Source organism: Rhodococcus sp. C26F (genome assembly GCF_053345925.1).
This window is the reverse complement of record NZ_JBKFBA010000010.1, coordinates 1-24,857: the sequence shown is the minus strand read 5'-3', so window position 1 is coordinate 24,857 and position 24,857 is coordinate 1. Positions and strand designations below refer to the sequence as shown.

The window sequence follows — 24,857 nt, the reverse complement described above, 5'->3', positions numbered from 1 at the left end:
GTGACGCACTCGGACACAGTCGAGGTGAAGAATGGTGAATCGGATGGATGCAGCCGTAGCCCCATGGACGAAGCACTACCCGGCATCTGTGCCTGCCGACCTGACCGGATCGCTCCCGACGATGCTCGATGCGTGGAACGAACACATGGCCGCCCGCCCCCACCACCCCGCGGTGCACTACTTCGATGCCACCTTGTCCTTCGCGGACATCGACCGCGCAGCCGACGCACTGGCTGCCGCTCTGCACCACGACGGGGTGACATCGGGCGAGCGCGTCGCGATCTACCTGCAGAACGATCCGCAGTGGCTGGTGGCACTCCTGGCGGCGTGGAAGCTGCGCGCCGTCCCTGTCGCGGTCAATCCGATGCTGCGGGCCGGGGAGCTTCTCCACATCCTCACGGACTCCGGAGCGACAGCCCTGATCTGCCTCGGCGAGCTCTACGAATCGGTGGTTGCCGACGTACGGCCCCGGACCTCACTGCGCACCGTGGTGACCACCCATCCCCTCGACATGACGCCGAACGCCGTCATGCCCGCGGCGATCGAACCACATGTGCCGCCTCACAGGATCTTCGACGACACATCGGACTGGCAGTCCCTGTCGGCCGAGTATTACGATCACCGCCCGCCGCCCGCGACGCTCGACCCGAGCGATATCGCTTCGCTCACTTACACTTCCGGTACGACAGGGCGTTCCAAGGGCGCGATGAACCTGCACAGCGCGATGGTGCACAGCTCCACGGTGTACACACGTTGGTGGGATCTGCACCCCGAACGCGATGTCGTCATCGGCCTGGCACCGGTATTCCACATCACCGGCCTCGTCGCCGGCTTCGGTGTACACATTCTCAGCGGCGCCCCGCTCGTTCTGATGCATCGTTTCGACGCCGAAACCACGTTGCGGACCATCGAGAATCGGCGGGGAACCTTCATGATCGGCGCGAGCACCGCATTCATCGCACTGACCGACCATCCCCGCCTTCGCGAGGTCGACGTCTCCTCCCTCACCAAGACACCTTCCGGTGGAGCGCCCGTCAGCCAGGCCCTCGTCGATCGGATCCATGCGAAGTCGGGGTGGACCCTGCGCGGGGCATACGGCATGACCGAGACGACCTCTCCGACCCACCTCGGTCCACCGGATATCGACCCGCCGACCGACCCGGAAAGTGGTGCACTGTCCGTCGGAGTTCCCGTTCCCGGCGTGCACGTCCGCATCATCGACCCGGTCGACGGCCGGGACGTGTCCCCGGGCGAGGCAGGTGAGATCGTCGTCGCCGGACCTATGGTCGTCCCGGGCTACTGGCAACTCCCGGAGGAATCCGCCCATGCGATCCGCGACGGATGGCTGCACACCGGCGACCTCGGCAAGGTGACCGAGGACGGATGGTTGTTCGTCGTGGACCGGATCAAAGACCTGATCAACGCGGGTGGATACAAGGTCGTGCCACGCGATGTCGAAGACGTCCTCTACCAGCACCCCGCAGTGCGCGAAGCCTGCGTCGTGGGCGCACCGGACGAGTATCGCGGCGAGACCGTGAAAGCGTTCGTCTCCCTCGTCACCGGTGCGGCAGCAAGCGAGGAGGAACTGATCGCGTTCTGCCGGGACAGGATGGCCGCCTACAAGTATCCGCGGTCCGTTGTCGTTCTCGACGAACTCCCCAAGAACGCCAGTGGCAAACTGCTGCGCCGGGAACTGCGCAATGGGTGAATCGAAGCCCGTACTCCCCGAACGCCGTAACGGACCTACGCGCCCGCAGACAGATGGCGGAACCGGCCGTGCGAACATTCTGGACGCAGCAGTCGAGAACTTCCAGCGCCTCGGCTACCACGGAACCTCCGTGCGGGACATCGCTCGGGATGCGGGCATCACCCCGGCCTCGATCTACCACCATTTCTCGTCCAAGCAGATCATCCTCCAGGAGATCATGGAGAAGGTGCTCGGTGATGTCATCTCTCTGACCAGAGCAGCCGTACTCCGAACCGACGGCACCCCTGGGTCGCAGCTCGAAGCGCTCGTGCGGACCTGGGTACTGTTCCACACGAGCCGACGCGCGGAAGCACTGATCGGCGCGTCGGAGATCCGGAGTCTCGACGAGGTGGGACGTCGCCTGGTGATCACCCTGCGCGACCATCAGGAACAACTGTTCCGCGACGTCGTCGACCGCGGGATCACCGAGGGATCGTTCACCACTCCGTATCCGCGCGAGGCCGCAAGAGCCATCATCAATATGGGCTATTCCATCGCAAGCTGGTACCGCCCCGGTGGTGAGCTCTCCCCCGACGAACTGGCCGATCGTTACGCCGCACTTGCGCTCGGAACGGTCGGCGCAGTCCCCACCGACACACCGCCGACGGACCGCACGCCCGGACGGCCGACTCCGGATCCGACACCGACTGCCGAAAGGCCGAACACATGAGTGTGCCCACGAAGCCGAACGCGACGCAGAACACTCCTCCGCCGTCCGTCTCGACATCCACTCTCGACGGCGGGCGAGTACTTCCGTGGCTTGCCGAGAACGAAACCGCCTCCGTCGGAGATCGACTCACGCCACGGCTGATCGCCGGCGGGCGCTCCAACCCGACCTATGAACTCACCGACGGCACCCGCCGATGGATTCTCCGCCGCCCGCCACTGGGGCATGTCCTGGCCACGGCGCACGACATGGGCCGCGAATACCGGGCTCTCACCGCCCTACACGGCAGTGCCGTTCCGGTCCCCCGCACCGTCGGACTGTGTGAGGACACCACGCTCATCGGCGCTCCCTTCTATGTCATGGAGAAGCTCGAGGGCATCACGCTCCGCACGGCGGAGGACACCGCACGGCTCACTCCCGGACAACGGTCCACATTGGCCGGCGCAATGATCGATACTCTCGTGGCCCTTCACGAGATCGACCCTTCCGAGGTCGGGCTCGGCGACTGGGGACGCCCTGACGGTTATCTCGAACGACAGCTTCGCCGGTGGCAGCGGCAGTGGACCTCGTCCATGACTGCTCCCCGCAGGGAGGTCGACGAGCTGCACTCCCGACTCCGGGCATCGATGCCCGAAAGCCATCATCCCGGAATTGTGCACGGCGACTTCAAGATCGACAATCTGATGGTCGATGCGGTCGACCCCACCCACATCCTGGGTGTCCTGGACTGGGAGATGTCGACGCTCGGAGACACCCTCACCGATCTCGGCATCCTGTGCTCGTTCTGGGATCATGAAGGCGAATTCCACAACCCCATCACGGCGGGTGCCACCGCACTTCCGGGCTTCCCCACCCGTGACGACCTTGTCCACGCCTACGCAAAGGCCCGAGGAATCGACGTATCGGGCATCGATTGGTACCTGGTGTTCGCGGACTTCAAGATCGCGGTCATCCTCGAAGGCATCCATGCCCGGCATCTGCAGGGACACACCGAGGGCGACGGCTTCGACGGCATCGGCGACATGGTCGGCCCGCTGCTCGAGCGCGCTCTGGAACGCGCATCCCGCTCGTCGATTCCGGGCCTGTCCGGCTGATCCGCTCGGCCACACGATCCACCGCGCCCATCGGGCACTCCATCACGAAGGAATCCCATGACTTCTCACCTCAGCGTCCTCGGACCCACGCCGGTCGACCCGGCTGCCCTCGATCTTCGCCCCTCCGACACCGCTCTGGAGCTTCGCGGCAGGCTCGTCGACTTCATGCACAGCCACGTGTTCCCCGCCGAACACGCGTACGAGGAGTACCGGCGGCAGGCCGGACCCGACGACCACACCGTGCCGCCCGTCGTCGAGGAACTCAAGAAGGAGGCCCGCGCGCGTGGGCTGTGGAATCTTTTTCTTCCCGCCGAATCCGGCATCGGGCAACTCGACTACGCCTCACTCGCCGAGGTGACGGGATGGAGTCTGCATCTGGCGCCCGAAGCGACCAACGGTCAGGCACCCGACACCGGGAACATGGAATTGCTCCACCTCTTCGGCACCGATGAACAGAAGAAGCAGTGGCTCGATCCCCTCCTCGACGGGGAGATCCGGTCGGCGTTCTCGATGACCGAGGTGAACGTCGCGAGTTCGGATGCCACCAACATCGAGACCCGTATCGAGCGCGACGGCGACCACTACGTCATCAACGGACGCAAGTGGTGGACCAGCGGTGCCGCCGACCCGCGGTGCACGATTCTGATCGTCATGGGCAAGACCGATCCCAGCGCCCCGCCGCACCGTCAGCAGTCCATGATCCTCGTCCCCGTCGACACCCCCGGCGTCACCGTCGTCCGCGACGTCCCGGTCTTCGGCCGTTACGACCAGCACGGTCACTGCGAGGTCGTCTACGACGACGTCCGTGTCCCCGCCGAGAACCTGCTCGGAGAAGAGGGCGCCGGCTTCGCGGTCGCGCAGGCCCGCCTGGGTCCGGGACGCATCCATCACTGCATGCGCGCCCTCGGTGCCTCGGAACGCGCGCTGGCCTTGATGACGACCCGCGCCCGAGCGCGCGTCGCCTTCGGCAAGCCGCTCGCCGACCAAGGGGTGATCCAACAGCAGATCGCCGAATCCCGCATCGCGCTCGACCAGGCGCGGCTGCTGTGCCAGCTCGCCGCCAAGACGATCGATGAGCACGGCAACAAGGCGGCAGCGCCGTATGTGTCCGCAGCGAAGGTGGCGGTCCCCCGCGTCGCTCTCGAAGTCATCGATCGCGCCATCCAGGTGCACGGTGGCGCAGGGGTCAGCGACGATGTGCCCCTCGCCGCGATGTACGGCTGGCACCGGGCGATGCGGATCTTCGACGGCCCCGACGAAGTGCATGTCCGCACGATCGCCAAGACCGAACTCCGCAGGTACTCGAAGTAACTCGCGCGTCACAGACCTGTCCGACGAAGGAATACACCGTGCCGACCTTGACGACCACCGTCGAAGAACTCGCCGCATCGAGCCGGTACGACTTCGGTTGTACCGATTGGATGACGGTCGAGCAGCAGCGTATCGACACCTTCGCCGACGCCACGGACGACCACCAGTGGATTCACGTCGATCCACACCGAGCGGCCTCCGGTCCGTTCGGGTCCACCATCGCCCACGGATATCTCACCCTGTCACTGATCCCCCGCCTGCTCGACCGGCTACTGACGATCTCCGACCAGGTACGCGGCACGAACTACGGCATCGACCGCGTACGGTTCACGAATCCGGTGCCCGTCGGATCGGAGATCCGTCTGGCAGCGCAATTGACGGATGTATGCGTCCGTGGCGACGGAGGAGTCCGGTACACGATCGCCGTCCGAGTCGACATTCGTGGTGAGGAAAGACCCGCCATGGTGGGAGAGTCGATCTATCTCGCATACGCGGCGTGAGATTCGCGCAGGAACCGGCCATTCCCCACCCGACAACCTGGAGTGAAGCCATGCGAGCTTTCGAACTCGGCGACTACACCGGCCCCGGCGGCCTGACCCTGACACAAGCGGAGACCCCACGTCCCGCCGACAACGAGGTCCTGTTGAAGGTCGAGGCCGTAGGGGTGAACTTCCCCGATCTGCTGATGACGAAGGGGCAGTATCAGCACAAGCCCGCGCTTCCTGTAGTTCCCGGTTGCGAGGTTGCCGGCACGATCGTCGAGGCGCCCGATGGTTCGGGATGGCGGGCCGGCGACCGCGCCGCAGCATTCGTCTGGCAGGGTGGGTTCGCCGAACAAGCAGTGGTGCCGGTGAACTCGCTCGTGCCGATCCCCGATTCGGTGGGTTTCGACACGGCCGCGGCCATGGTCGTGAACTACCACACCGTGCACTTCGCACTGTCACGACGAGGCGGTCTCGCTCCCGGTGAGACAGTGCTCGTCATGGGTGCAGCGGGGGGAATCGGCACGGCCGCAATCCAGGTCGCCAAAGGCTTCGGGGCGAGAGTCGTCGCCGGGGTGTCGGGCGCCCATCGCGCGCACATCGCCGAAGCCGCCGGTGCCGACGAAACCGTTGTCTTGGAAGGGGGATTCGCATCGGTTATCCGCGACAAGACCGGCGGGCGCGGCGTCGACGTAGTGCTCGATCCCGTGGGTGACTGGTTGTTCGACGAAGCCGTCAGGAGCCTCGCTCCCGAAGGTCGTCTGCTCGTCGTGGGCTTCGCCGCAGGTAAGATCCCTGCGCTCAAGGTCAATCGGCTCCTGCTCCGGAACATCAGCGTCGTCGGTGCTGCCTTCGGAGCCTTCCTCGAGGTCGATCCCACTCTGATGAAAGAACAGGCAGAGTCCTTGGATCGAATGATCGCCGCCGGTGTCGTCGCCCCCTACGTGGGTGCCCGATTCGAATTCGAGGATCTGCCCGGCGCCCTCGACCGCCTCGACCGAGGCGAGATCGAAGGCAAGGCCGTCGTGCTCACCGGACAGCAGGTCAGCCCAGGGTCGCCTTGATCTCGTTCTTCAGTACCTTCCCCACCTTCGAGCGGGGCAGGTCGGACCGGACCACGACCTGCTTCGGAGTCTTCACCGAGCCGATGCGGTCCTTGACGAAGGCGGTGATTTCAGCGGGGTCGACCTCGGCTCCGGGGTGCGGTTGGACGACGGCCACCACTCGTTCGCCCCACTTCTCGTCGCGCAGACCGATCACCGCGCAGTCCTGGACGGCCGGATGGGCCAGGATCGCCTGCTCCACTTCGATCGAGTACACGTTGAATCCACCGGTGATGATCATGTCCTTGGCGCGATCGACGATGAACAGCAAACCCGAGTCGTCCAGATATCCGATGTCGCCGGTGTGGTGCCAGCCGAACCGGCTCACCTCCTCGGTGGCGTCGGGGTTCTTGTAGTAACCGGCCATCACGAGGGACGAGCGCACGACGATCTCGCCGCGCTCCCCCGGTGGCAACAGTTCACCGCCCTGACCCATGACCGCAACGGTCACGAGCGGCGTCGGCCGGCCGGCCGACATCAGGATCTCCTCGGCGATCGAACCGTCGGGGCGGCGGTGCTCGTCGGGTGGAAGCACGGAGATCATCATCGGTGCCTCGGTCTGCCCGAAGAGCTGGGCCATCGGCCCGATCCGTTCGAGCGCCTCCGCGAGCCGCGTGGGACTCATCGGCGCGGCCCCGTACCAGAAGCATTGCAGGCTCGACAGATCCGTCGAGTCCAGGTCGGGGTGCGCGAGGACCATGTAGATCAGGGTCGGGGGCAGAAAGGTGTGGGTGACGCGATGCGCCGGCACCAGTTCGAGGAAGCGCCCCACATCGGGGCTGCGCATGATGACGATCTCGCCACCCGTGGCCAGCACGGGAAAGCACAGCACTCCCGCAGCATGCGTCAGCGGCGCGAGCGCGAGATAGACCGGACGCTCGCCTCGACCCGGGAACGGATAGCTCATCAGCGTGAGTGCCGTCATCGTCTCGAGATTCGTACCGGTGAGCATCACGCCTTTCGGTCTGCCCGTGGTACCGCCCGTGCCGACGATCATCGCGAGATCCCCGGGTGCGGACCGGTCGATCGTTTCCCTCGATCCTGCAGCCGCAGAGACGAACTCGCTCCACTTGAACGAACCCTCCGCAGGATCTCCGTCGAGTTGCACCCACGTGTGGATCGCAGGCAGGTCGGGACGGATCCGTTCGACGAGTTCCCGGTACCCAGAAGCATAGAGCAGCACCTCGCAGTCGAACCGGTCGAGCAGTTCCCGGTTCTCGGCCGCCTCGTTACGGGGGTTGATCGGGCACCACACTGCACCGGCCCGACTGATCCCGAACACGCACGCGAAGGCGCGAGGATCGTTGCCGGACAGCACCGCAACCTTGCCGCCCGGACGCACACCGCGCGCGTCCAGCGCCCGCGCGACATCGTCGGCCACCGATTGCACTGTGGCGTACGACCAACTGTCCCCGTCCGTCGTGAAACACGGCCGGTCCGGTCCGAGTGATGCTCCCTTGTCGAGATAGTCGACGATCCGCATCGAACCCTCCTGCGATCAGGTTCGGATCTCAGTAGTCCTGCACCGTGAGAATCGGTTTCGACACCAGACCGAAATTGCGCAGGACACCGAGCAGTTCGTGGTGACCGAAGGCCTGGCAGGCACTCGCGAAACCGACCCGCTTCGGGGGTTGCTGCAACAGCCAGTTCGCGGAGAACGCCTGGAGCAGCCCTGTCTGTTTGTAGTTGCTGTTGCCGTGGACGACGCAGTGCGCCCGGGCGAGCGGGCCGGAGGCGTGCACCGAGTCGAGGGACTTGTTGACCCTCGGATTCTCCCGCGGCGGCATCACATTCATGACCTGACGGGCGGTCGCGGTGAGCGCTTCGTCACGATCCTCCGGCGACATGTCCTTGGTCGCCTCGAGTGCCTGCGCGACGATCTGCGGAACCCCGTGCATCAGGGCGGCATTGAAGACACCACCCTGCGCCTTGACGTTCGCGACACGCGGGTCGCGGCGGAACCACACCGGATGGGAGGTACCGCCCCAGGGCAACGACTGCGCCAGTTCGTGCTGGCCGGGCACGACGAGCGGGACGAGTCCCTGAGCGGGGTCGAACGGGACGTACTCGTTCTGTTCGAGGTAATGCGCGGCCGACGTGGCAGCGTTGACGAGAATCGTCCGCGTGGACGCGATGGTCGGACTGCCACCCCAGAAGACCGCGATGTCGAGCGTGTCGAGTCCCGGTGTCTCCAGGCACAATTGGGCAGCGATCTCACCGACGGTGTACATCTGCGCGGTTCCGGGTGCGAGCAGCAGTCCCGCGGCGGCGAAGTCGGCTCCGTACTTCTCGTCGCACGTGATGAGCCAGTCCTGCTCGCCGGTGGTGTCGGTGTAGTGCGCGCCGGCAGCGAGACAAGCCCGGACGACTTCGTTCCCGAGTGTGGAGAACGGTCCGACGGTGTTCAGGACGACGGCCGCTCCACTGAACAGATCGGTCAGCGACTCGACGGTGTGCTCGACCTGCACCACCTCGAAGTCGGCCGTCTCGATGCCGGGTACGTGCGTACGGAGCGACTCGTCGAGCTTGTCCTTGTCGCGACCCGCGGCGACGAAGGGAATACGGAACTCGCGCAGGTATTCGCAGACGAGTCGCCCGGTGTAACCCGATGCGCCGTAGACGACGACGCGACGTGTGGTCGGTGTGCTCACGGATCTTCCCTCACATTCCCATGCCGCCGTCGACCGGGAGACCGGCACCGGTGACGAATCGTGCCGCGTCGGAAGCGAGGAACACCACGGCGTCCGCGATGTCCTCGACCGTCCCGAGCCGGCCGGACGGGGTCTGCTCGACGACGGCGGCGACCGCGTCGTCGGGTGAACCGAACAGACCGATGGTCGCCATGTCGTTCGCCAGTCCCGCACCCATCGCCGTCGGGACGAGTCCCGGATAGACGCAGTTGACCCGCACTCCGTAACCTAGCTTCCCGCTCTCCATCGCGGCGACCCGCGTGAGACGGTCGACGGCCGACTTGGTGGCCGAGTAGACGGAGATGCCCGGGAACGCGATCGTCGCGGCGACCGAGGCGATGTTGACGATCACACCACCGTTCCCCGCCGCACCGTCCGGACGCATCGCCCGCAGACCGTGTTTGATTCCGAGCGCGGTACCGAGGATGTTCACCTCGAGCATGCGGCGGATGTCGTCGGGCGAGACCTCGGTGATCAGGCCGGTGATCTCGATACCGGCGTTGTTCACCAGGATGTCCAGACCACCGACGGCGGTGATCGTCTCGGTGATCGCCCGTTCCCAGTCGCTCTCGGAGGTGACGTCCAGACGGGTGAAGGCGTGCTTGCGATCTCCATCGGAGGGAAGGTCCGCGGCGATCAGTTCACCGCTGTCCTGGATGTCGGCGACCACGACGCTCGCCCCGGCACCGGCGAGGGCGCGCGCCATTCCTTCGCCGAGGCCCTGTGCCCCTCCTGTGACGAGTGCGCGACGCCCGGTCAGATCGAAAACCGTCATCGGATGGCCTCCTGAAGTGGGTGGTCCGGAGGAGCAGGGAGCGCGTGGGCCGACGGAACGTCCCGTACCGCCTCGGAAGGCGGCCCGAATGAATGTGGTCCCGGTCACAGGATCTGCCAGATCTTGACACCTGTCAAGAGGATGCCGGACGGCCGTCCTGTGCAGGTCGGCCGGTATCGCGAAGCCTGTGGCGCACCTACACTGGCGAACGATGAACCATGCGGCAGCTCCCGCCGACCGATCGCTCCGAAGCCGGCAGAACAGGTACGACGAACGTCGCACCCAGCTCGCCGAGTCCGCCCTGACGACACTCGGCGAACTCGGTTATGCGCGAACGTCCCTGCGGGAGATCGCCCAGAACTCGCCGTTCTCCCACGGTGTCGTGCACTACTACTTCAAGGACAAGACCGACCTGATCCTGCACTGCGTACGCCACTACAAGACGCGGTGCATGACGCGATACGACGAGGTGGTCGACACGGCGACGACCGCCGACGAACTCCGCCGCGGTTTCGCGTGCAAGGTGGCCGAGACCCTACGGGACGAGGCTCCGATGCACCGTCTCTGGTACGACCTGCGCAACCAGTCGATGTTCGATCCTTCGCTGCGCGAGGATGTCTCGGCGATCGACCGGGGATTGCGCGACATGATCGACCGTGTGCTCACGCGCTACGCGGAACTGTCGGGCACGACACCGAGATACGACCCAGACACCGCCTACGCGCTGCTCGACGGCATGTTCGTCGCGGCCCTCGTCACGTATCTCGCCGAACGCGACCGGGCGGCGACCGGAGCCCCGGACTCCGATCCTCCGACGACAGTGCCGGATCGGGTGCGCGACAACCTGTTCGACATTCTGCCCGACTTCGTGAACACGCGGTAGCAGCGGCTCTCGGTCCCTACTTACCGCGCGACAGCACCTTGTCGGCCGCTTCCCAATGGGCGTCGGCGATCCACAACCGCGCGAACGCGTCGACCGCCTCTTCCGGACTCGCGCCGTTCACGACACGCTTGATCGACGCGGAGGACGGATTGGCGAGGGCGCGACCGAGAGTGCGCCACCCTTCGTCGAAGGCCTCCCGCGGGATCACCTTGTCGACGAGGCCGATGCGTTCGGCCTCCTCGGCCCGCAGGATGTCACCGGTGCCGGCGAGCATGAGGGCACGCCCACGCCCGACCAGCGACGCCAGCCGTTCGGCACCGCCCCAAGCGGGCATGAGCGCCAGCGACACCTGGTTGAAGCCGATCTTGATGTCGCCCGCGGCGATACGGATGTCGGCGGCGACGGCCACCTCGGCACCCCCGCCGAGTGCGTGACCGTTGAGCGCGGCCACCACAGGCGCCGGGAAGCCCGCGATCCGGTCGCACACGGCGCGCATCCGCCGGGCCATGTCGGCGGCCTGCCCGTGGGTGCGGAGCTTGGCGAGTTCCTTCAGGTCGCCGCCGGAGACGAAGGCGCGGTCGCCCCCACCACGGATCACCAGGGCACGCGCCTGCGCCTGCTCGGCCTCGTCGAGCACCTTTTCGAGCTGGTCCATCGTCTCGGGGGCGATGGCGTTGCGCGCGTGCGGGCGATCGATGGTGACGACGGCGAGTCCGTCGTCGAGCTCCAGCTCCACCATGGTCTGCTCTCCGAACTGATATTGGAATTCTACTTTTCGGAGAATAACATCTCCACAACCGGCCAAGGCCGGTCTGCACCGGTCGCGCCGCGACGAACGGCGGCGTGACGCCACCCCGGACACTGGAGCTTTCAGATGCGGCAGATCCCCTCCGAACTGGTCGAACGCTACGAGAGCGAAGGGTGGTGGACTCGCGAGACGATCGGCGACATGCTGGCGCGCGGCCTGAAGGCGGCACCCGACACCGAGTTCCGCATCCACTCGACCATCCGACCGTGGTCGGGCACCGTGAGCGAGGTCGAACAGGTCGCGCGGCGCCTCGCAGCCGGCCTGCACCGCCGCGGGGTCGGCCCCGGCGACGTGGTGGCCTTCCAGCTCCCCAACTGGATGGAGGCCGCGGCCGTCTTCTGGGCCTCGTCCTTCCTGGGCGCGACCGTCGTGCCGATCGTCCACTTCTACGGTCCCAAGGAACTCGGGTACATCCTGCGCGAGTCCGCTCCCAAGGTGTTCGTGTGTGCCGAGAAGTTCGGCTACACCGAGTACCGGCCCGAACTGTGCGCCGACGTCCCCGTCGTCGGTGTCGTGGGACGCGACTTCGACGACCTGCTCGACGACGAACCCTTCGAGGGCGTGCTCCCCGTCGACCCCTCGCAGCCGGCACTGCTGGCGTTCACCTCCGGCACCACGAGCGATCCGAAGGGCGTGATCCACACGCACCGGACTCTCGGCTTCGAGACGAGGCAGCTCTCCGAGCGCTATCCCGATGACCGCGGCTCACAGCTCACGGGGGCGCCGGTGGGTCACTTCATCGGCATGGTCAACGCCTTCCTCATCCCGATCCTCGACCACACCCCCATCAACCTGCTCGATGTCTGGGATCCAGCTCGCGCGATCGAACTGATGGAGAGCGACGGCCTCGTGATCGGCGGTGGCGCAACCTATTTCATCACCAGCCTGCTCGACCACCCGAACTTCGATCCGGACCGGCACCTGCAGTACATGAAGTACGCCGGCCTGGGCGGGTCGACCGTGCCCGCCGCGGTCACCCGCCGACTCGACGATCTCGGCATCACGGTGTTCCGCGCGTACGGCAGCACCGAGCACCCGTCGATCACGAGTTCACTCGTCACCGATCCGGTGGACAAGCGCCTGTTCACCGACGGCAATGCATGCCCGGGCGTCGAGATCCGCATCGCTGACGACGGTGAGATCCTCAGCCGCGGACCGGACCTGTGCATGGGATACACGAACCCGGAACTCACGGCCCGCGCGTTCGACGAGGACGGCTGGTACCACACCGGGGACGTCGCGATCGTCGACGCGGACGGCTTCCTCACCATCACCGACCGCAAGGCCGATTTCATCATCCGGGGCGGGGAGAACATCAGCGCCCTCGAGGTCGAGGAGGTCCTGCTGACGCTGCCCGCGGTAGCTGAGGCAGCCGTGGTGTCGGCGCCGGACGAACGTCTCGGTGAACACGCCGCCGCGGTCCTGCGCCTGCGTCCCGGGCACCCGATGCCGACGCTCGAGGAAGTGCGCGCGCACTTCCTGCAGGCGGGCATCGCCAAGCAGAAGTGGCCCGAGGAACTGCACCGCGTCGACGACTTCCCGCGTACAGCCAGCGGCAAGATCCAGAAGTTCCGCGTGCGCCAGGATATTGCGACCGCCCAACTATGAGAATAGTATTCTCACAACAGGAGAAGGAGGATTCGATGCCCGCGAAAGAATTGCCGTACCCGTTGTTCGATGCGGACAACCACCTGTACGAGACCGAGGAAGCTCTCACCAAGTTCCTCCCGGACAAGTACAAGGGTGCTATCAAGTACGTGCAGGTCGACGGCCGCACGAAGATCGCGATCCGTGGCCAGATCAGTGAGTACATCCCAAACCCGACCTTCGAGGTCGTCGCCCGCCCGGGCGCGATGGAGGACTACTTCAAGAACGGCAATCCCGAGGGCAAGAGCAAGCGGGAGATCTTCGGAAAGCCGATGAAGTCGATCCCGGCCTTCCGTGATCCCGCCGCGCGCCTCGAGCTCATGGACGAGCTCCAGATCGACCGCACGCTGATGTTCCCGACGCTGGCCAGCCTCGTCGAGGAGCGCATGCGCGACAACCCCGAGCTGATCCACGCCGTCGTCCACTCGCTCAACCAGTGGCTGTACGAAACCTGGGGATTCAACTACAAGGACCGCATCTTCACCGTTCCCGTCATCAGCCTTCCCATCGTCGAGAAGGCGATCGAGGAGCTGGAGTGGTGCGTCGAGCGCGGTGCGAAGGCCATCCTCGTGCGCCCGGCACCGGTCCCCGGCTACAAAGGGCCGCGCTCGTTCGCGCTCCCCGAGTTCGACCCGTTCTGGAAGCGTGTCGTCGAGCTGGACGTGCTGGTCACCCAGCACTCCTCGGACAGCGGCTACGCGCGGTACAACCAGGACTGGGAAGGCTCCTCCGACGAGATGCTCCCGTTCGTCACCAACGCCTTCCGCATGGTCAGCGAGTGGCGCCCCATCCAGGACGCGGTGGCGTCATGGGTATGCCACGGAGCTCTCTTCCGTTTCCCGGAACTGCGGATCGCCGTGATCGAGAACGGCGCGTCCTGGCTCCCGCACGTCCTCCAGACCCTCACCGACGTCTACAAGAAGGCGCCCGAGGGCTTCGGCATGCAGGACCCGGTCGCCGCCATCAAGAAGAGCATCCACGTCAGTCCCTTCTGGGAAGAGGATTTCAGCAAGCTCACCGCCCTCATCGGCGCCGAGCGCGTGCTGTTCGGTTCCGACTACCCGCACCCCGAGGGCCTGGCCGAGCCGACCACCTACATCCAGCACATCCAGCACCTGCCCTTCGAGGACCAGAAGCTGGTCATGGGCGGCAACCTCGCGAGGCTCCTGAAGGTATGAGCCGGCGGACCATCCCCGAGATGGTCCTCAGCGCCGGCGANGCTTCGGTGATGCCGAAGCGGTCGTCGACGGGGACCTCCGGATCTCCTTCACCGATCTCACCGATCGAATCCGCCGCGCCGCCGGGGCATTCGCCGACGCAGGTGTCGGCAAGGGTGATCGGGTGGCGATCTGGGCCCCCAACTCCGCCGCGTGGATCGTCGCGGCATTCGGTCTGCTCACCGCGGGTGGTGTGCTCGTCCCGGTGAACACCCGCTACCGCAAGGACGAAGCGGGCGACATCATCCGGCGCAGCGGAGCGAAGCTGACCCTCGTGCAGGACGGCTTCCTCGACCAGGAGTACGCGGTGCCGGCCGGTGTCCACCGGATCGACATCGCATCCGGTTTCCTCGACAGTGGAAGGCCTTTCGTCCGCGAGGTGGCCGGCGAGGACATCGCCGACATCATGTACACCTCGGGCACCACCGGACGCCCCAAGGGCGTGATGATGAACCATCTGCAGACCCTCCGGATGTTCTCCGAGTGGTGCGATCTGGCCGATCTGCGACGCGGCGACCGCTATCTGCTCGTCAACCCGTTCTTCCACATGTTCGGCTACAAGGCCGGTCTCGTCGCGTCGTTCATCCGCGGCGCCACGATGATTCCCGTCCCGGTCTTCGAGACGGACACCGTCCTCGACCTGATCGAGCGGGAACATGTGACCATGCTGCCCGGACCACCCACGCTCTATCACTCGCTCCTCGCAGCGCAGCAGGACCGGACCCACGACCTGTCGTCGCTGCGCGCGGCCGTGACCGGATCGGCCGACATCCCGGTCGATCTGATCCGCCGGATCCGAAACGAACTGCCCTTCGAGACGATCATGACGGGATACGGCCTGAGCGAGGCCGGCACCGCCACGGCCTCCCGCCGCGGCGACACCTTCGAACAGATCGCCGCGACCGTCGGAAAACCCTGCGACGGCGTGGAAGTGAGCATCGCCACCGACAGCGAGGTACTCATCCGCGGATACAACGTGATGCAGGGCTATCTCGACGATCCGGAGGCCACCGCCGCAACCGTCGACTCCGAAGGATGGCTCCACACGGGCGATCTCGGCGAGATCGACGCAGACGGTCACCTCCGAATCATCGGCCGCAAGAAGGACATGTTCGTCGTCGGCGGCTTCAACGCCTATCCCGCCGAGATCGAAGGATTCCTGCTCGAACACCCGGCCGTCGACCAGGTGGCCGTGATCGGGACCCCCGACGAACGGCTCGGACAGGTGGGCAAGGCGTTCGTCGTCTCGTCCGATCCCGTCCCCGCCGAGGACCTGATCGCCTGGAGCCGCGCACGCATGGCGGGATTCAAGGTCCCGCGTGTCGTCGAGTACATCGACGCGCTCCCCCTCAACGCGACCGGCAAGGTCGTCAAAGAACTACTCCGTTGACACATCCCCCTCAGACAGGAGTTCCGGCATGTCGGACGAAGCTGCGATGATCGCTTTCGCCGTGAAGTGGCGGCACTGGAACGGTGGACCCGACGAGGACATCTGGGTCACCTTCGGGATCACCCCCGAGAACTACTTCCACCGCCTCCGCGGCCTGCTGACCAAGCATCGGTGGAACCAGTTGGAACCACACATCCTCGAGCAACTCGTGCGCATCTGCGACGAGCGGCTCGACACCGTCGACATCGCCGCCGCGGCAGGCCGGCGTGATCGGGCACGGTACGCCTCGTCGGCGCATCCCCTCAGCAAACTGTCCGCCTGACCACGGCTTCGAGGAACTTCACGGGAATCGGTTTCGTCCTCCCTCGACTCGGGTATCCGCCGAGGCACCGAGCTCGATCGGAGGGGGCAATCGTGGAGAACGGTTCCGTCGACCCGACACCGGACGCTCACGAAGAGCAGCCGGAGACGGTACGGCGCGCCATCGGCGCGTCGGCCATGGGTAATTTCACCGAGTGGTTCGACTACGGCGTCTATGCCTACACGGCCACCTACATCGCCGATTCGTTCTTCCCCGGCGATCTCGAATCCGCGACACTGCTCACGCTGGGTGTCTTCGCGGTCTCCTTCATCATGCGGCCGCTGGGCGGTTTCGTGTGGGGTCCGCTCGGCGACCGGCTGGGTCGTCGTCAGATCCTGGCACTCACCATCCTGCTGATGGGTGGTTCGACGGTTCTGCTCGGCGCTGTCCCCTCGTACGAATCGATCGGGTTCTGGGCGCCCCTGCTGCTCGTGCTGTTGCGCATGATCCAGGGCTTCTCCACCGGCGGTGAGTACGGTGGCGCGGCGACCTTCATGGCCGAGTACTCCCCCGACCGCAAGCGTGGTTTCTACGGCAGCTTCCTCGAGTTCGGCACGCTGGGCGGTTTCTCCGCCGGTGCGTTCCTCGTCCTGATGATCGATCTGCTGTCCACCGACGCCTTCATGGCGACCTGGGGCTGGCGACTGCCGTTCTTCGTCGCCGGCCCGCTCGCCCTGGTGGGCCTCTACCTCCGTTCGAAACTCGACGAGACACCGGTCTTCAAGGAACTCGAGGAGGCGCACCAGGAGGAGGCCAGCGTCGGCGCCGAGTTCAAGGACCTGATCACCCGGTACTGGCGGCCGATCGTCAAGATGATGGGTCTGGTCATCGCGCTGAACGTCTGCAACTACACGTTGCTGAGCTACATGCCGACCTATCTCGAGGATCGGATCGGTCTGACGACCACCTCGGCACTGATCCTGGTGTTGATCGGTCAGCTCGCGATGATGGCGGTCATCCCGTTCTCCGGGGCGTTGTCGGACCGGATCGGGCGCAAGCCCCTCTGGGCGGCGTCGCTGGCAGGTCTGTTCGTTCTCGCCGTGCCGATGTACATGTTGATGTCGATGGGCTTCGGCTGGGCCATCCTGGGCTTCACCGTGCTCGGCCTGCTGTACGTGATGCAGCTGTCGACGATCTCGGCGACCTTCCCCGCGATGTTCCCCACTCAGGTCAGGTTCGCCGGGTTCGCCATCTCGTACAACGTGTCCACCTCGATCTTCGGCGGTACGGCTCCCGCGATCAACGAATGGCTCGTCGAGCGGACGGGCAACGCCCTCATGCCCGCCTTCTACATGATGGGCGCATGCGCGGTCGGCCTCGTCGCCCTCTACTTCGTGGCGGAGACCGCGGGTGCATCGCTGCGTGGACGCGGCATCCCGGGTATCGACAACGAAGCACACCCCACCGCTCTCTCCCATCACTGACGCTCTCCCGCCTCCCGACCGGGTGCGGGTCACGGCCGGGAGGCGGTTGTCGCAGGTTCCGTATCGGTCCGGTCCTCGGGCCGGACACGTCGGACGGCCAGGGTCACGGCGGCGGCCAGCAGTGCGGACACCGCCCCGATCAACATGCCGGTGAGGAGTCCTCCTTCGGACGGGATCGACGTTCCCCGGAAGGCGACGGTCGTCTGCGCCAGCACGACCCCCGCGACCGCGGCCGACGCCGTGCCTCCGACCGAACGCAGCAGGGTGTTGACGCTGTTGGCCGACGAGATCTGCGTCGGCGGCACCGCCCCCATGATCAATGTGGGGATGGCCCCGTACGCCAGTCCGATCCCCGCCGCGACGCAGCAGGTGAGCGCCATGAGACCCCACGGCGATCGCATGAGGAGTCCCGTGGAGGCATAGGCCGCGGCGATCATCAGGCAGCCCGCGAACAGGGTCGTGCGGGGGCCACGCAGGGTCGTCAGCCGTGCCCCCAGCGGGGAGATCGCCATCATCAGCAGACCGGCCGGTGCGCACCACAGCCCCATGGCCACCATCGACTGTCCCAGTCCGTATCCGGTCTCCGTGGGCAGCATGAGGATCTGGGGAACGAGCAGCGCCTGGAAGTACATCGAGAAACCGATCAGAGTCGCGACGATGTTGGTGACAAGGACCCGGTTCCCCTTCGAGACCCGGAGATCGACGAGCGGTGCCGGCGTCCTCAGTTCCCTCCGGCCCCACACCACGAACGCGACGATCGAGACCGCGAACAGGATCGGGATCGTCGCACCCGTCCAGCCCCAGTCGCCGCCCTTGGATATCGCCAGCAACCCGGCGACCAGCGCGACCGAGAGCCCGAGGGTGCCGACGAGGTCGAATCGACCCGCCTCCGCCGGCACCGGGGTGTCCCGCACCAGCCACGCGATGAGCACCGCGACGAGCACACCGGCGAGACCTGCTCCCCAGAACAGCATCCGCCAGTTCGTGTACTGGACGACGGCTGCTGCGAGCGGCAGGCCGAGTGCTCCCCCGATCCCCAGGGACGAACTCATCAGGGCGATGGCCGAGCCGAGACGCGCCGGTGGCACGAGGGAACGCAACGCACTGATGCCGAGGGGCACGATCCCGAAGCCCGCGCCCTGGAGGGCACGGCCGACGAGCATGGGTGCCAGGGACGACGACAGTGCACACAGGAACGACCCGACGATGAGCGGGATCGTGCATACCAGCAGCATCCGGCGCGCGCCGTACATGTCGCCCAGGCGTCCCGTCACGGGTGTCGCGACGGCACCCGCGAGCAGGGTCACCGTCACCACCCAGGACGCATTGGACGGGCTGGTTCCGAGCAGGGCGGGCAGTTCACCGAGCAGCGGGATGACGAGGGTCGACATCACCGTGGTGACGATGCCCGCGAAGACCAGTACCCGGATCGTGCGGCCCTTCGGTCGGTCAGGCGTCCGCACCGACGGCGGCGGGTTCGGGAAGATCGCGTCCGGTCACGGACGGCAGCGGGAAATGGCAGGCCGCGTACTGGCCCGGACGGACCTCACGCATCTCGGGTTCCTCTTCGGCACACCGGTCCTGGGCCATCGGGCAGCGGGTGCGGAACCGGCAACCCGTGGGAGGCGCGAGCGGCGACGGCACGTCACCGGCCAGGGGCGGTCCGGCGAAACCCTTCTCCGGGTCGGTCAGCGGCACCGAATCGAGCAGCGCGCGCGTGTAGGGATGCGCCGGGTCGTCGTACATCTCGATGGAGTCACCGAATTCGCAGACCTTGCCCAGGTACATGACCATGACCTTGTCGCTCACCGTGCGCACCACACCGAGATCGTGGGCGATGAACACGACGGTGAGGTCGAACTCCGCCTTGAGTTCCTCGATCAGGTTGAGGATCTGCGCCTGCACCGACACGTCGAGCGCCGAGACCGGCTCGTCGCAGATGAGCAGCCGGGGATTCAGGGCGAGCGCTCGCGCGATGGCGACGCGCTGCGCCTGGCCACCCGAGAGCTGGCGGGGCAGCATGTCGGCGAAACGCTCGCCGGGCAGACCGACCTGTTCGAGGACCGACACCGATGTCGACGCCCGTTCCTTCGCAGGTGTTTTCGCGACCGTCAGGCCCTCGACGACGATGTCGGCGACCGACCGGCGCGGATTGAGCGAGGCGACCGGGTCCTGGAAGATCATCTGCATGTCGCGCCGGAGGGAACGCATGCGCTTCTCACTCGCCTCCTCGATCCACTCGTCACCGAACCGGATACGGCCGGAGGTGATTCGATCCAGGCGCAGTACCGCACGACCGGTGGTCGACTTGCCGCACCCGGATTCGCCGACGATGCCGAGAGTTTCGCCGGGCAGGATGTCGAAGCTGATCTTCGAGACCGCCTGCACCGTGCCGTTGTCGGTGGGGTACTCGACGACCAGGTCCTGCACGCTGAGCAGGGCCTCGTCGCCCCGCAGATGAGTGGCACCACTACCGGCCATGGGATTCACCTCCGGAAACGGCCCCGACCGGAACGGTCACCGGGCTCAGACACGCAACGTGATGATCGACGCCCACCGACTCGAGCGGGGGCGGTGTGGTGTGGCATTCGTCCGACGCGTGGTTGCAGCGCGGCGCGAACCGGCAACCGTCCGGTGGCGACGTCGGGTCGGGTAGCGACCCACTGATCACCCGCAGCGGTGCGTGCCGCACGTGGTCGATCGTCGGAGTCGCCCCGAGCAGTGCGTGGGTGTAGCGGTGCATCGGCTGCTCGAACACCTCACGGGTGGAACCGACCTCCGCGAGCCGTCCGGCGTACATCACCGACACCCGGTCGGTGCGACCTGCGACCACCGCGAGGTCGTGACTGATGAGCATCATCGACATGCCCCGGTCGCGCTGGACGCGCCGCAGCAGGTCGAGGATCTGACGCTGGATCGTCACGTCCAGGGCGGTGGTCGGCTCGTCGGCGATGAGCAGATCCGGTTCGCACGCCAACGCGATCGCGATCATCACGCGCTGGCGCATGCCACCGGACATCTCGTGGGGATAATTGCGGAGGCGCCGTTCCGGGTCGGGGACGCCCACCTCCTCGAGGAGCTTCAGCGCCCGCGTGTGTGCCTCGGACCTGCTGACGCCGAGGTGCTTGCGCATCCCCTCGGTGAGCTGCCGCTCGACCCGGACGACCGGGTTGAGCGAACGACCCGGATCCTGGAAGACCATCGCGATCTGCTTGCCCCAGATCTCACGCTTCTCCTTCTGGGTCAGGCCCAGCAGGTCGCGGCCCTGGAAGGTCACCGATCCGGATCGTCCCGAGCGGGGCGGCATGAGCCCCATGATGGCCCGGGCCATCACCGACTTTCCGGAGCCCGACTCGCCGACGATACCCAGCGCCTGTCCGGAGTCCAGATCGAGCGACACGTCGTCCACTGCACGGACGGTGCCTCGCGGCGTGCCGATATAGGCACGGAGATTTCTCACTTCGAGAATCGGCTGAGTGGTCACGGCGAGCCGGCCCCTTCCGTCTTGTCGGCTGTATCGGCTAGTTGTCGCTGAGCCAGAACTCGGCCGGGATCGGCGATCCGAGGGTGTAGAGCTGCACGCCCTGCAGATCCTTCGAGTAGGCGACCGAGGGGGTGGCCCGGACATACCACAGACCCACCACCTGATCGGCGAGGCGCTGCTGGACGACGTCGTACCCTTCCTTGCGTTCCTCGACGGTCGCGCCGAACCGGCCACGTTCGAGAGCTGCGTCGAGCTCGGGATCGTTGACACCGGTGAAGTTGCCGGTGGACGTGGAGTCGAACGCGATCGACAGCGGGAAGTCGGGGTCCTGCGTGATGGACGACGAGATGACCATGTCGAAGTCACGCGCGCCGTTCCGTGCCGTGAGCGTCGGGAAGTCGAGCACCTCGACCTTCATGTCCACATTGTCGAAAGCGGCCAGCTGAGCCTGGATCGCCTCACCGAGCGAACGGCTCTCGGCGGTGGGGTACGACAGGTAGGTGAACGAGACGGGCTTGCCTTCGGCTGCGAGTTCGTCGAACAGCTTCTGAGCTTCCTCGGCATTCGTCTCCGAGAGCTTGATGTCGGAGTAGTACGGCGAGCTCTCCGGGAACAGCGTATGGGGTACCTCGCCCTCACCGTTGTAGACCACGGTGTTCAGCGCATCGAGGTCGACCGCGAGCGACACCGCGCGGCGTGCGCGCTCGTCGTCGAAGGGAGCCCTGCGGAAGTTCATCGCGGCGAACTGTCCACCGCCGGTCGATGTCACCTGGGTGGCAAGGCCCGCAGATTCGGCACGCTCGAGGCTGGTCCAGCTCGACTCCAGCGACAGGTCGGCTGCACCGGTCGTCGCGGCGTTGAGTCGCTGGTTGTAGTCGGCGACCGTCCGGATCGTAAGGCGGTCGAGGTAGGGCTTCGGCGCGTCCCAGTAGGACTCGTTCTTCTCGAGTTCGACCGAATCCTGACGGGTCCAGCTGACGAGGGTGAACGGTCCTGCGCCGATCGGGTTCTCGTCGAACGCCTGCTGCCCCTGCTCGAGCGCGGCCGGCGATGCGATCCAGTTCAGTGCACCGGCCACGATGGCCTGAGCGAACTGCGGGTTGGGCTCGACCATCGTCACGCGCAGGGTGGTCGGGTCGACGACCTCGGTGGACTCGATCTGGACGGCCTGACGGATCGTCGTCGAGGCGAGCGCGGGATCCTTCAGACGGTCCCAGTTGAACTTCACCGCGGCGGCGTCGAGCGGTGTGCCGTCGCTGAACTTCAGGTCCGGTCGCAGCGCGAGCGTGAACGTCTTCCCGTTGTCCTCGGTCGAGAAGTCCGTCGCCATACGGTATTCGACGTCGAAGGTGTCGTTGTCCGTGATCATCAGCTCGCCGTAGAGAGCGTTGCCCAGCACCGGCTGATGGGCCCACGTGTTCGACAGCGCGGCCGGATCGAGGGAGCGCGGTTCACCGGACTGGAGGACGGTCGCGGCACCACCGGCCACGGGATCGCCGACCACCGCGGCGTCCTGGGCCGAGGCGGTGTCGGAACCGCCCGATCCGCAGGCCCCCAGGACCAGTACGGCGGAACAGGCCACGGCGACCGCCGCGAACATTCTTCTACGTCGAATCATGGTCGACCTTTCATCGGGAAGTTCTGAGTACGAGCGCTTTCGGGGCGTTCAGTCGTGCAGGGTGCGGTCGTACTTGGTACGGAGGTGGTCGCCGACCTGATTGAGGGCGAACACCGTGAAGAAGATGACGAGCGCCGGAACGAACACCAGGTGCGGCGACGTGGCGATGGCGTCCTTGCCGTCGTTGATCATTCCGCCCCAGCTGGGCTGCGGCGGCGGGATCCCCAGGCCGAGGAAGCTCAACGATCCCTCCGCGACGATGAGCGCCGCGATCACGATGGGCATGTACGACGCGAGGGGCGCGAGGACGTTGGGCATGATCTCCCGGAACAGGATCCGCCCGCTGCCGGCACCCATGTTCTTCGCGGCCCTGACGAATTCACGCGATGACCAGGCGAGGGTGTTCGCACGCGACAGCCGGATGAACGACGGGATCGCCAGCAGACCCAGCCCGAAGAGGATGGTCCGCACGCTCGGAGTGAGGATCGAGGCGAGGGCCAGGAGCAGGATCAGCGGCGGGAAGGCGAGCATCGCGTCGGCCAGCAGCGAGATCACGGCGTCGACGCGCTTGCCGAAGTAGCCGGCGATCATGCCGAAGAACGATCCGATCAGGAAGCCGACGAGACCGGCGACGGCGCCGATGACGAGGGAGACCTGGGCACCGTAGACGACGCGGGACAGGATCGACCTGCCGAGGGTGTCGGTTCCCAGGAGAGTGTCGAGGGAGTCGAGGTTCGGAGGCGTCCGCGGTGGCCCGACCGGAACGCTGTACGGCGCCAGCGGAAGCACGCTTGCGAAGATCGCGGCACCGATGATGAGCACCAGCCACGCGATCGACAGGTAGACCAGCACCGAGCGGGTCTTCTTGGCCGCGGGTACCTTCGGCAGATCCTGGGCGGCCGACTCGACCCTCTGTGCGTCGTCCTTCTTCTCGAGCGCGACCTGCGTCATGCTCCGACCACCTTCCTGACCCGCGGGTCGATGACTTGGTAGCTGAGGTCGACGAGGGTGTTGATGCCCACGTAGACGACGGCGATGAAGACCACGACGCCCTGCACCATGATCACGTCGCGGGAGGTGATCGAGGAGGCGACGAGCTGACCCAGACCCGGGAGGCCGAACAGGGTCTCGACGATCACCGTGCCACCGATGAGACGGCCGAGGTTGATACCGGCGACGGTGATGAGGGAGAACGACGAGGGCCGCAGTGCGTGCCGGAACATCACGTACCAGGAGGACATTCCCTTGGCCCGGGCCGCAGCGATGAAATCCTCGCGCAGCGTGCCGATGAGGTCGGTACGGAGCAGGCGGTGGAAGGCTGCGATCTCGGTGAGGGCGATGGCGAGCGCCGGGAGCATCGCGCTGCGCAGATTGTCGCCGAGACCTTCGCCGATACGGGACCAGCCCATCACCGGGAAGATCTGGAGCTTGATCGCGAGGAAATAGATCAGGACGGGGCCGGCGATGAAGGCGGGCACCGAGAGGAAGACGGCCGACAGGGCGTTCATGCCGCGGTCGACGGTGCTACCCGGGCGGGATGCGGAGATCACCCCCATGACGAGTGCGACCACCAGTGCGATCAGCAGACCCATCGCGGCGAGCTGCAGCGTGACCGGCAGTCGTTCTGCGATCGCCTCGCTCACGGATTGACCCGTCAACGGCGAGGTTCCGAGATCGCCGCGAACCGCGTCGGACAGCCACCCGAAGTACTGGCTCCAGAAAGGAGCGTCGAGGCCGAGCTTGGCGTTCAGTTCGGCGACCGCCTGGGGAGTTGCGTTCTCCCCCAGGATGACCTGGGCGACGGAGCCGGGCGCGAGACCGAGCAGGCCGACGACCGCGATGGTCACCAGCAGGACCACCAGCAGGCTGCGGCCCACCTTTTTCGAAACTGTGAGAAACATCCGACTCAACTTTCGTCGTACTACCGAGGCCGTGGATCACGGCGACGCAGAACACGAGCAGAGTGCACTACCTGTGATGCCCCACACATTAGAGCCTGTCCGCGGCCGCGGCAATATGGATTACAGAAAAGACGAATGGAATTTCTAATTATACAGAACGGCAATCTTGCAGTGCTGCAAGATATTCGAGATATGGGACGGAAAGGTGCGCCGGGCGGGCTCGTATGCACGGCGAGGACCCGTGCACCGAACAGG

General features: G+C 66.1%; 21 protein-coding genes and 1 pseudogene. 12 read left to right on the top strand and 10 right to left on the bottom strand.

Annotated elements, in window-relative coordinates; all coding sequences use genetic code 11:
• Positions 1 to 43: 43 nt before the first annotated feature.
• Genes ACLBYD_RS13485 through ACLBYD_RS13460 form a run of 6 tightly spaced genes read left to right on the top strand, consistent with a single transcriptional unit; the run spans position 44 to position 6,365 of the window.
• On the top strand, positions 44 to 1,708 hold the full coding sequence (locus ACLBYD_RS13485) for a class I adenylate-forming enzyme family protein (RefSeq protein ID WP_447816837.1): 1,665 nt from the start codon (positions 44 to 46) through the stop codon (positions 1,706 to 1,708).
• A complete protein-coding gene (locus tag ACLBYD_RS13480) occupies positions 1,701 to 2,417 on the top strand; it encodes a TetR/AcrR family transcriptional regulator (RefSeq protein WP_447816836.1) in 717 nt (238 codons plus the stop codon). The genes ACLBYD_RS13485 and ACLBYD_RS13480 overlap by 8 nt, the downstream gene beginning before the upstream one ends.
• A complete protein-coding gene (locus ACLBYD_RS13475) occupies positions 2,414 to 3,508 on the top strand; it encodes a phosphotransferase family protein (RefSeq protein WP_447816835.1) in 1,095 nt (364 codons plus the stop codon). The genes ACLBYD_RS13480 and ACLBYD_RS13475 overlap by 4 nt, the downstream gene beginning before the upstream one ends.
• A gap of 57 nt (positions 3,509 to 3,565) precedes the next feature.
• The gene (locus ACLBYD_RS13470; protein ID WP_447816834.1) at positions 3,566 to 4,819 is read left to right on the top strand and encodes an acyl-CoA dehydrogenase family protein; all 1,254 of its coding nucleotides are present in this window, start codon (positions 3,566 to 3,568) and stop codon (positions 4,817 to 4,819) included.
• A 38-nt stretch (positions 4,820 to 4,857) separates the two neighbouring features.
• Positions 4,858 to 5,319, top strand: coding sequence for a MaoC family dehydratase (locus ACLBYD_RS13465; protein ID WP_447816833.1), 462 nt, complete (start codon positions 4,858 to 4,860; stop codon positions 5,317 to 5,319).
• A gap of 50 nt (positions 5,320 to 5,369) precedes the next feature.
• Complete coding sequence (locus ACLBYD_RS13460; RefSeq protein ID WP_447816832.1) at positions 5,370 to 6,365, top strand: NADPH:quinone oxidoreductase family protein; 996 nt, start codon at positions 5,370 to 5,372, stop codon at positions 6,363 to 6,365.
• Here ACLBYD_RS13460 and ACLBYD_RS13455 read toward each other — a convergent pair.
• The 3 genes from ACLBYD_RS13455 to ACLBYD_RS13445 are packed head-to-tail and all read right to left on the bottom strand — an operon-like array spanning position 6,346 to position 9,869.
• On the bottom strand, positions 6,346 to 7,887 hold the full coding sequence (locus ACLBYD_RS13455; RefSeq protein WP_447816831.1) for an AMP-binding protein: 1,542 nt from the start codon (positions 7,885 to 7,887) through the stop codon (positions 6,346 to 6,348). The genes ACLBYD_RS13460 and ACLBYD_RS13455 overlap by 20 nt on opposite strands.
• 28 nt (positions 7,888 to 7,915) lie before the next feature.
• The gene (locus ACLBYD_RS13450) at positions 7,916 to 9,055 is read right to left on the bottom strand and encodes a DUF5938 domain-containing protein (RefSeq protein ID WP_447816830.1); all 1,140 of its coding nucleotides are present in this window, start codon (positions 9,053 to 9,055) and stop codon (positions 7,916 to 7,918) included.
• Positions 9,056 to 9,065: 10 nt separating this feature from the next.
• Positions 9,066 to 9,869, bottom strand: a complete 804-nt coding sequence (locus ACLBYD_RS13445; RefSeq protein ID WP_447816829.1) for an SDR family NAD(P)-dependent oxidoreductase — start codon at positions 9,867 to 9,869, stop codon at positions 9,066 to 9,068.
• 211 nt (positions 9,870 to 10,080) lie between these two features.
• Between ACLBYD_RS13445 and ACLBYD_RS13440 the strand changes: the two genes are divergently transcribed.
• Entirely contained in the window at positions 10,081 to 10,752 is a 672-nt protein-coding gene (locus ACLBYD_RS13440) for a TetR/AcrR family transcriptional regulator (protein WP_447816828.1), read from the top strand.
• 16 nt (positions 10,753 to 10,768) lie between these two features.
• Here the strand turns inward: ACLBYD_RS13440 and ACLBYD_RS13435 are convergent, their stop codons facing one another.
• Positions 10,769 to 11,491: an enoyl-CoA hydratase/isomerase family protein gene (locus ACLBYD_RS13435; protein ID WP_447816827.1), complete on the bottom strand. Its 723-nt coding sequence runs from the start codon at positions 11,489 to 11,491 to the stop codon at positions 10,769 to 10,771.
• A gap of 135 nt (positions 11,492 to 11,626) precedes the next feature.
• On the opposite strand from ACLBYD_RS13435, the gene ACLBYD_RS13430 reads away from it, so the two are divergent.
• From ACLBYD_RS13430 to ACLBYD_RS13410, 5 genes and pseudogenes are all read left to right on the top strand, one after another.
• On the top strand, positions 11,627 to 13,168 hold the full coding sequence (locus tag ACLBYD_RS13430) for an AMP-binding protein (protein ID WP_447816826.1): 1,542 nt from the start codon (positions 11,627 to 11,629) through the stop codon (positions 13,166 to 13,168).
• Positions 13,169 to 13,203: 35 nt separating this feature from the next.
• Positions 13,204 to 14,385 (top strand): amidohydrolase family protein, encoded by a 1,182-nt coding sequence (locus tag ACLBYD_RS13425; RefSeq protein ID WP_447816825.1) that lies wholly within the window; start codon positions 13,204 to 13,206, stop codon positions 14,383 to 14,385.
• A pseudogene (locus tag ACLBYD_RS13420) lies at positions 14,382 to 15,814 on the top strand (FadD3 family acyl-CoA ligase). Before ACLBYD_RS13425 ends, ACLBYD_RS13420 begins: the two are co-directional and overlap by 4 nt.
• Positions 15,815 to 15,842: 28 nt before the next feature.
• Positions 15,843 to 16,136, top strand: coding sequence for a DUF3263 domain-containing protein (locus tag ACLBYD_RS13415; protein WP_258260225.1), 294 nt, complete (start codon positions 15,843 to 15,845; stop codon positions 16,134 to 16,136).
• 176 nt (positions 16,137 to 16,312) lie between these two features.
• The gene (locus ACLBYD_RS13410) at positions 16,313 to 17,599 is read left to right on the top strand and encodes an MFS transporter (protein ID WP_447816923.1); all 1,287 of its coding nucleotides are present in this window, start codon (positions 16,313 to 16,315) and stop codon (positions 17,597 to 17,599) included.
• Positions 17,600 to 17,628: 29 nt separating this feature from the next.
• Here the strand turns inward: ACLBYD_RS13410 and ACLBYD_RS13405 are convergent, their stop codons facing one another.
• The 6 genes from ACLBYD_RS13405 to ACLBYD_RS13380 form a co-directional block, all read right to left on the bottom strand.
• Positions 17,629 to 19,062: an MFS transporter gene (locus tag ACLBYD_RS13405; protein WP_447816824.1), complete on the bottom strand. Its 1,434-nt coding sequence runs from the start codon at positions 19,060 to 19,062 to the stop codon at positions 17,629 to 17,631.
• Complete coding sequence (locus tag ACLBYD_RS13400) at positions 19,049 to 20,080, bottom strand: ABC transporter ATP-binding protein (RefSeq protein WP_447816823.1); 1,032 nt, start codon at positions 20,078 to 20,080, stop codon at positions 19,049 to 19,051. Before ACLBYD_RS13400 ends, ACLBYD_RS13405 begins: the two co-directional genes overlap by 14 nt.
• Complete coding sequence (locus ACLBYD_RS13395) at positions 20,070 to 21,008, bottom strand: ABC transporter ATP-binding protein (RefSeq protein ID WP_447816822.1); 939 nt, start codon at positions 21,006 to 21,008, stop codon at positions 20,070 to 20,072. Before ACLBYD_RS13395 ends, ACLBYD_RS13400 begins: the two co-directional genes overlap by 11 nt.
• Positions 21,009 to 21,120: 112 nt before the next feature.
• Positions 21,121 to 22,701 (bottom strand): ABC transporter substrate-binding protein, encoded by a 1,581-nt coding sequence (locus ACLBYD_RS13390; RefSeq protein ID WP_447816821.1) that lies wholly within the window; start codon positions 22,699 to 22,701, stop codon positions 21,121 to 21,123.
• A gap of 48 nt (positions 22,702 to 22,749) precedes the next feature.
• Positions 22,750 to 23,652 (bottom strand): ABC transporter permease, encoded by a 903-nt coding sequence (locus tag ACLBYD_RS13385; protein WP_447816820.1) that lies wholly within the window; start codon positions 23,650 to 23,652, stop codon positions 22,750 to 22,752.
• On the bottom strand, positions 23,649 to 24,602 hold the full coding sequence (locus ACLBYD_RS13380) for an ABC transporter permease (RefSeq protein WP_447816819.1): 954 nt from the start codon (positions 24,600 to 24,602) through the stop codon (positions 23,649 to 23,651). The genes ACLBYD_RS13385 and ACLBYD_RS13380 overlap by 4 nt, the downstream gene beginning before the upstream one ends.
• Positions 24,603 to 24,857 lie beyond the last annotated feature (255 nt).

Coding starts and splice junctions, on each gene's coding strand:
- ACLBYD_RS13485 (WP_447816837.1), top strand. CDS start 44: ATGGATGCAGCCGTAGCCCCATGGACGAAGCACTACCCGGCATCTGTG.
- ACLBYD_RS13480 (WP_447816836.1), top strand. CDS start 1,701: ATGGGTGAATCGAAGCCCGTACTCCCCGAACGCCGTAACGGACCTACG.
- ACLBYD_RS13475 (WP_447816835.1), top strand. CDS start 2,414: ATGAGTGTGCCCACGAAGCCGAACGCGACGCAGAACACTCCTCCGCCG.
- ACLBYD_RS13470 (WP_447816834.1), top strand. CDS start 3,566: ATGACTTCTCACCTCAGCGTCCTCGGACCCACGCCGGTCGACCCGGCT.
- ACLBYD_RS13460 (WP_447816832.1), top strand. CDS start 5,370: ATGCGAGCTTTCGAACTCGGCGACTACACCGGCCCCGGCGGCCTGACC.
- ACLBYD_RS13455 (WP_447816831.1), bottom strand. CDS start 7,887: ATGCGGATCGTCGACTATCTCGACAAGGGAGCATCACTCGGACCGGAC.
- ACLBYD_RS13445 (WP_447816829.1), bottom strand. CDS start 9,869: ATGACGGTTTTCGATCTGACCGGGCGTCGCGCACTCGTCACAGGAGGG.
- ACLBYD_RS13440 (WP_447816828.1), top strand. CDS start 10,081: ATGAACCATGCGGCAGCTCCCGCCGACCGATCGCTCCGAAGCCGGCAG.
- ACLBYD_RS13435 (WP_447816827.1), bottom strand. CDS start 11,491: ATGGTGGAGCTGGAGCTCGACGACGGACTCGCCGTCGTCACCATCGAT.
- ACLBYD_RS13430 (WP_447816826.1), top strand. CDS start 11,627: ATGCGGCAGATCCCCTCCGAACTGGTCGAACGCTACGAGAGCGAAGGG.
- ACLBYD_RS13425 (WP_447816825.1), top strand. CDS start 13,204: ATGCCCGCGAAAGAATTGCCGTACCCGTTGTTCGATGCGGACAACCAC.
- ACLBYD_RS13415 (WP_258260225.1), top strand. CDS start 15,843: ATGTCGGACGAAGCTGCGATGATCGCTTTCGCCGTGAAGTGGCGGCAC.
- ACLBYD_RS13410 (WP_447816923.1), top strand. CDS start 16,313: ATGGGTAATTTCACCGAGTGGTTCGACTACGGCGTCTATGCCTACACG.
- ACLBYD_RS13400 (WP_447816823.1), bottom strand. CDS start 20,080: ATGGCCGGTAGTGGTGCCACTCATCTGCGGGGCGACGAGGCCCTGCTC.
- ACLBYD_RS13390 (WP_447816821.1), bottom strand. CDS start 22,701: ATGATTCGACGTAGAAGAATGTTCGCGGCGGTCGCCGTGGCCTGTTCC.
- ACLBYD_RS13385 (WP_447816820.1), bottom strand. CDS start 23,652: ATGACGCAGGTCGCGCTCGAGAAGAAGGACGACGCACAGAGGGTCGAG.
- ACLBYD_RS13380 (WP_447816819.1), bottom strand. CDS start 24,602: ATGTTTCTCACAGTTTCGAAAAAGGTGGGCCGCAGCCTGCTGGTGGTC.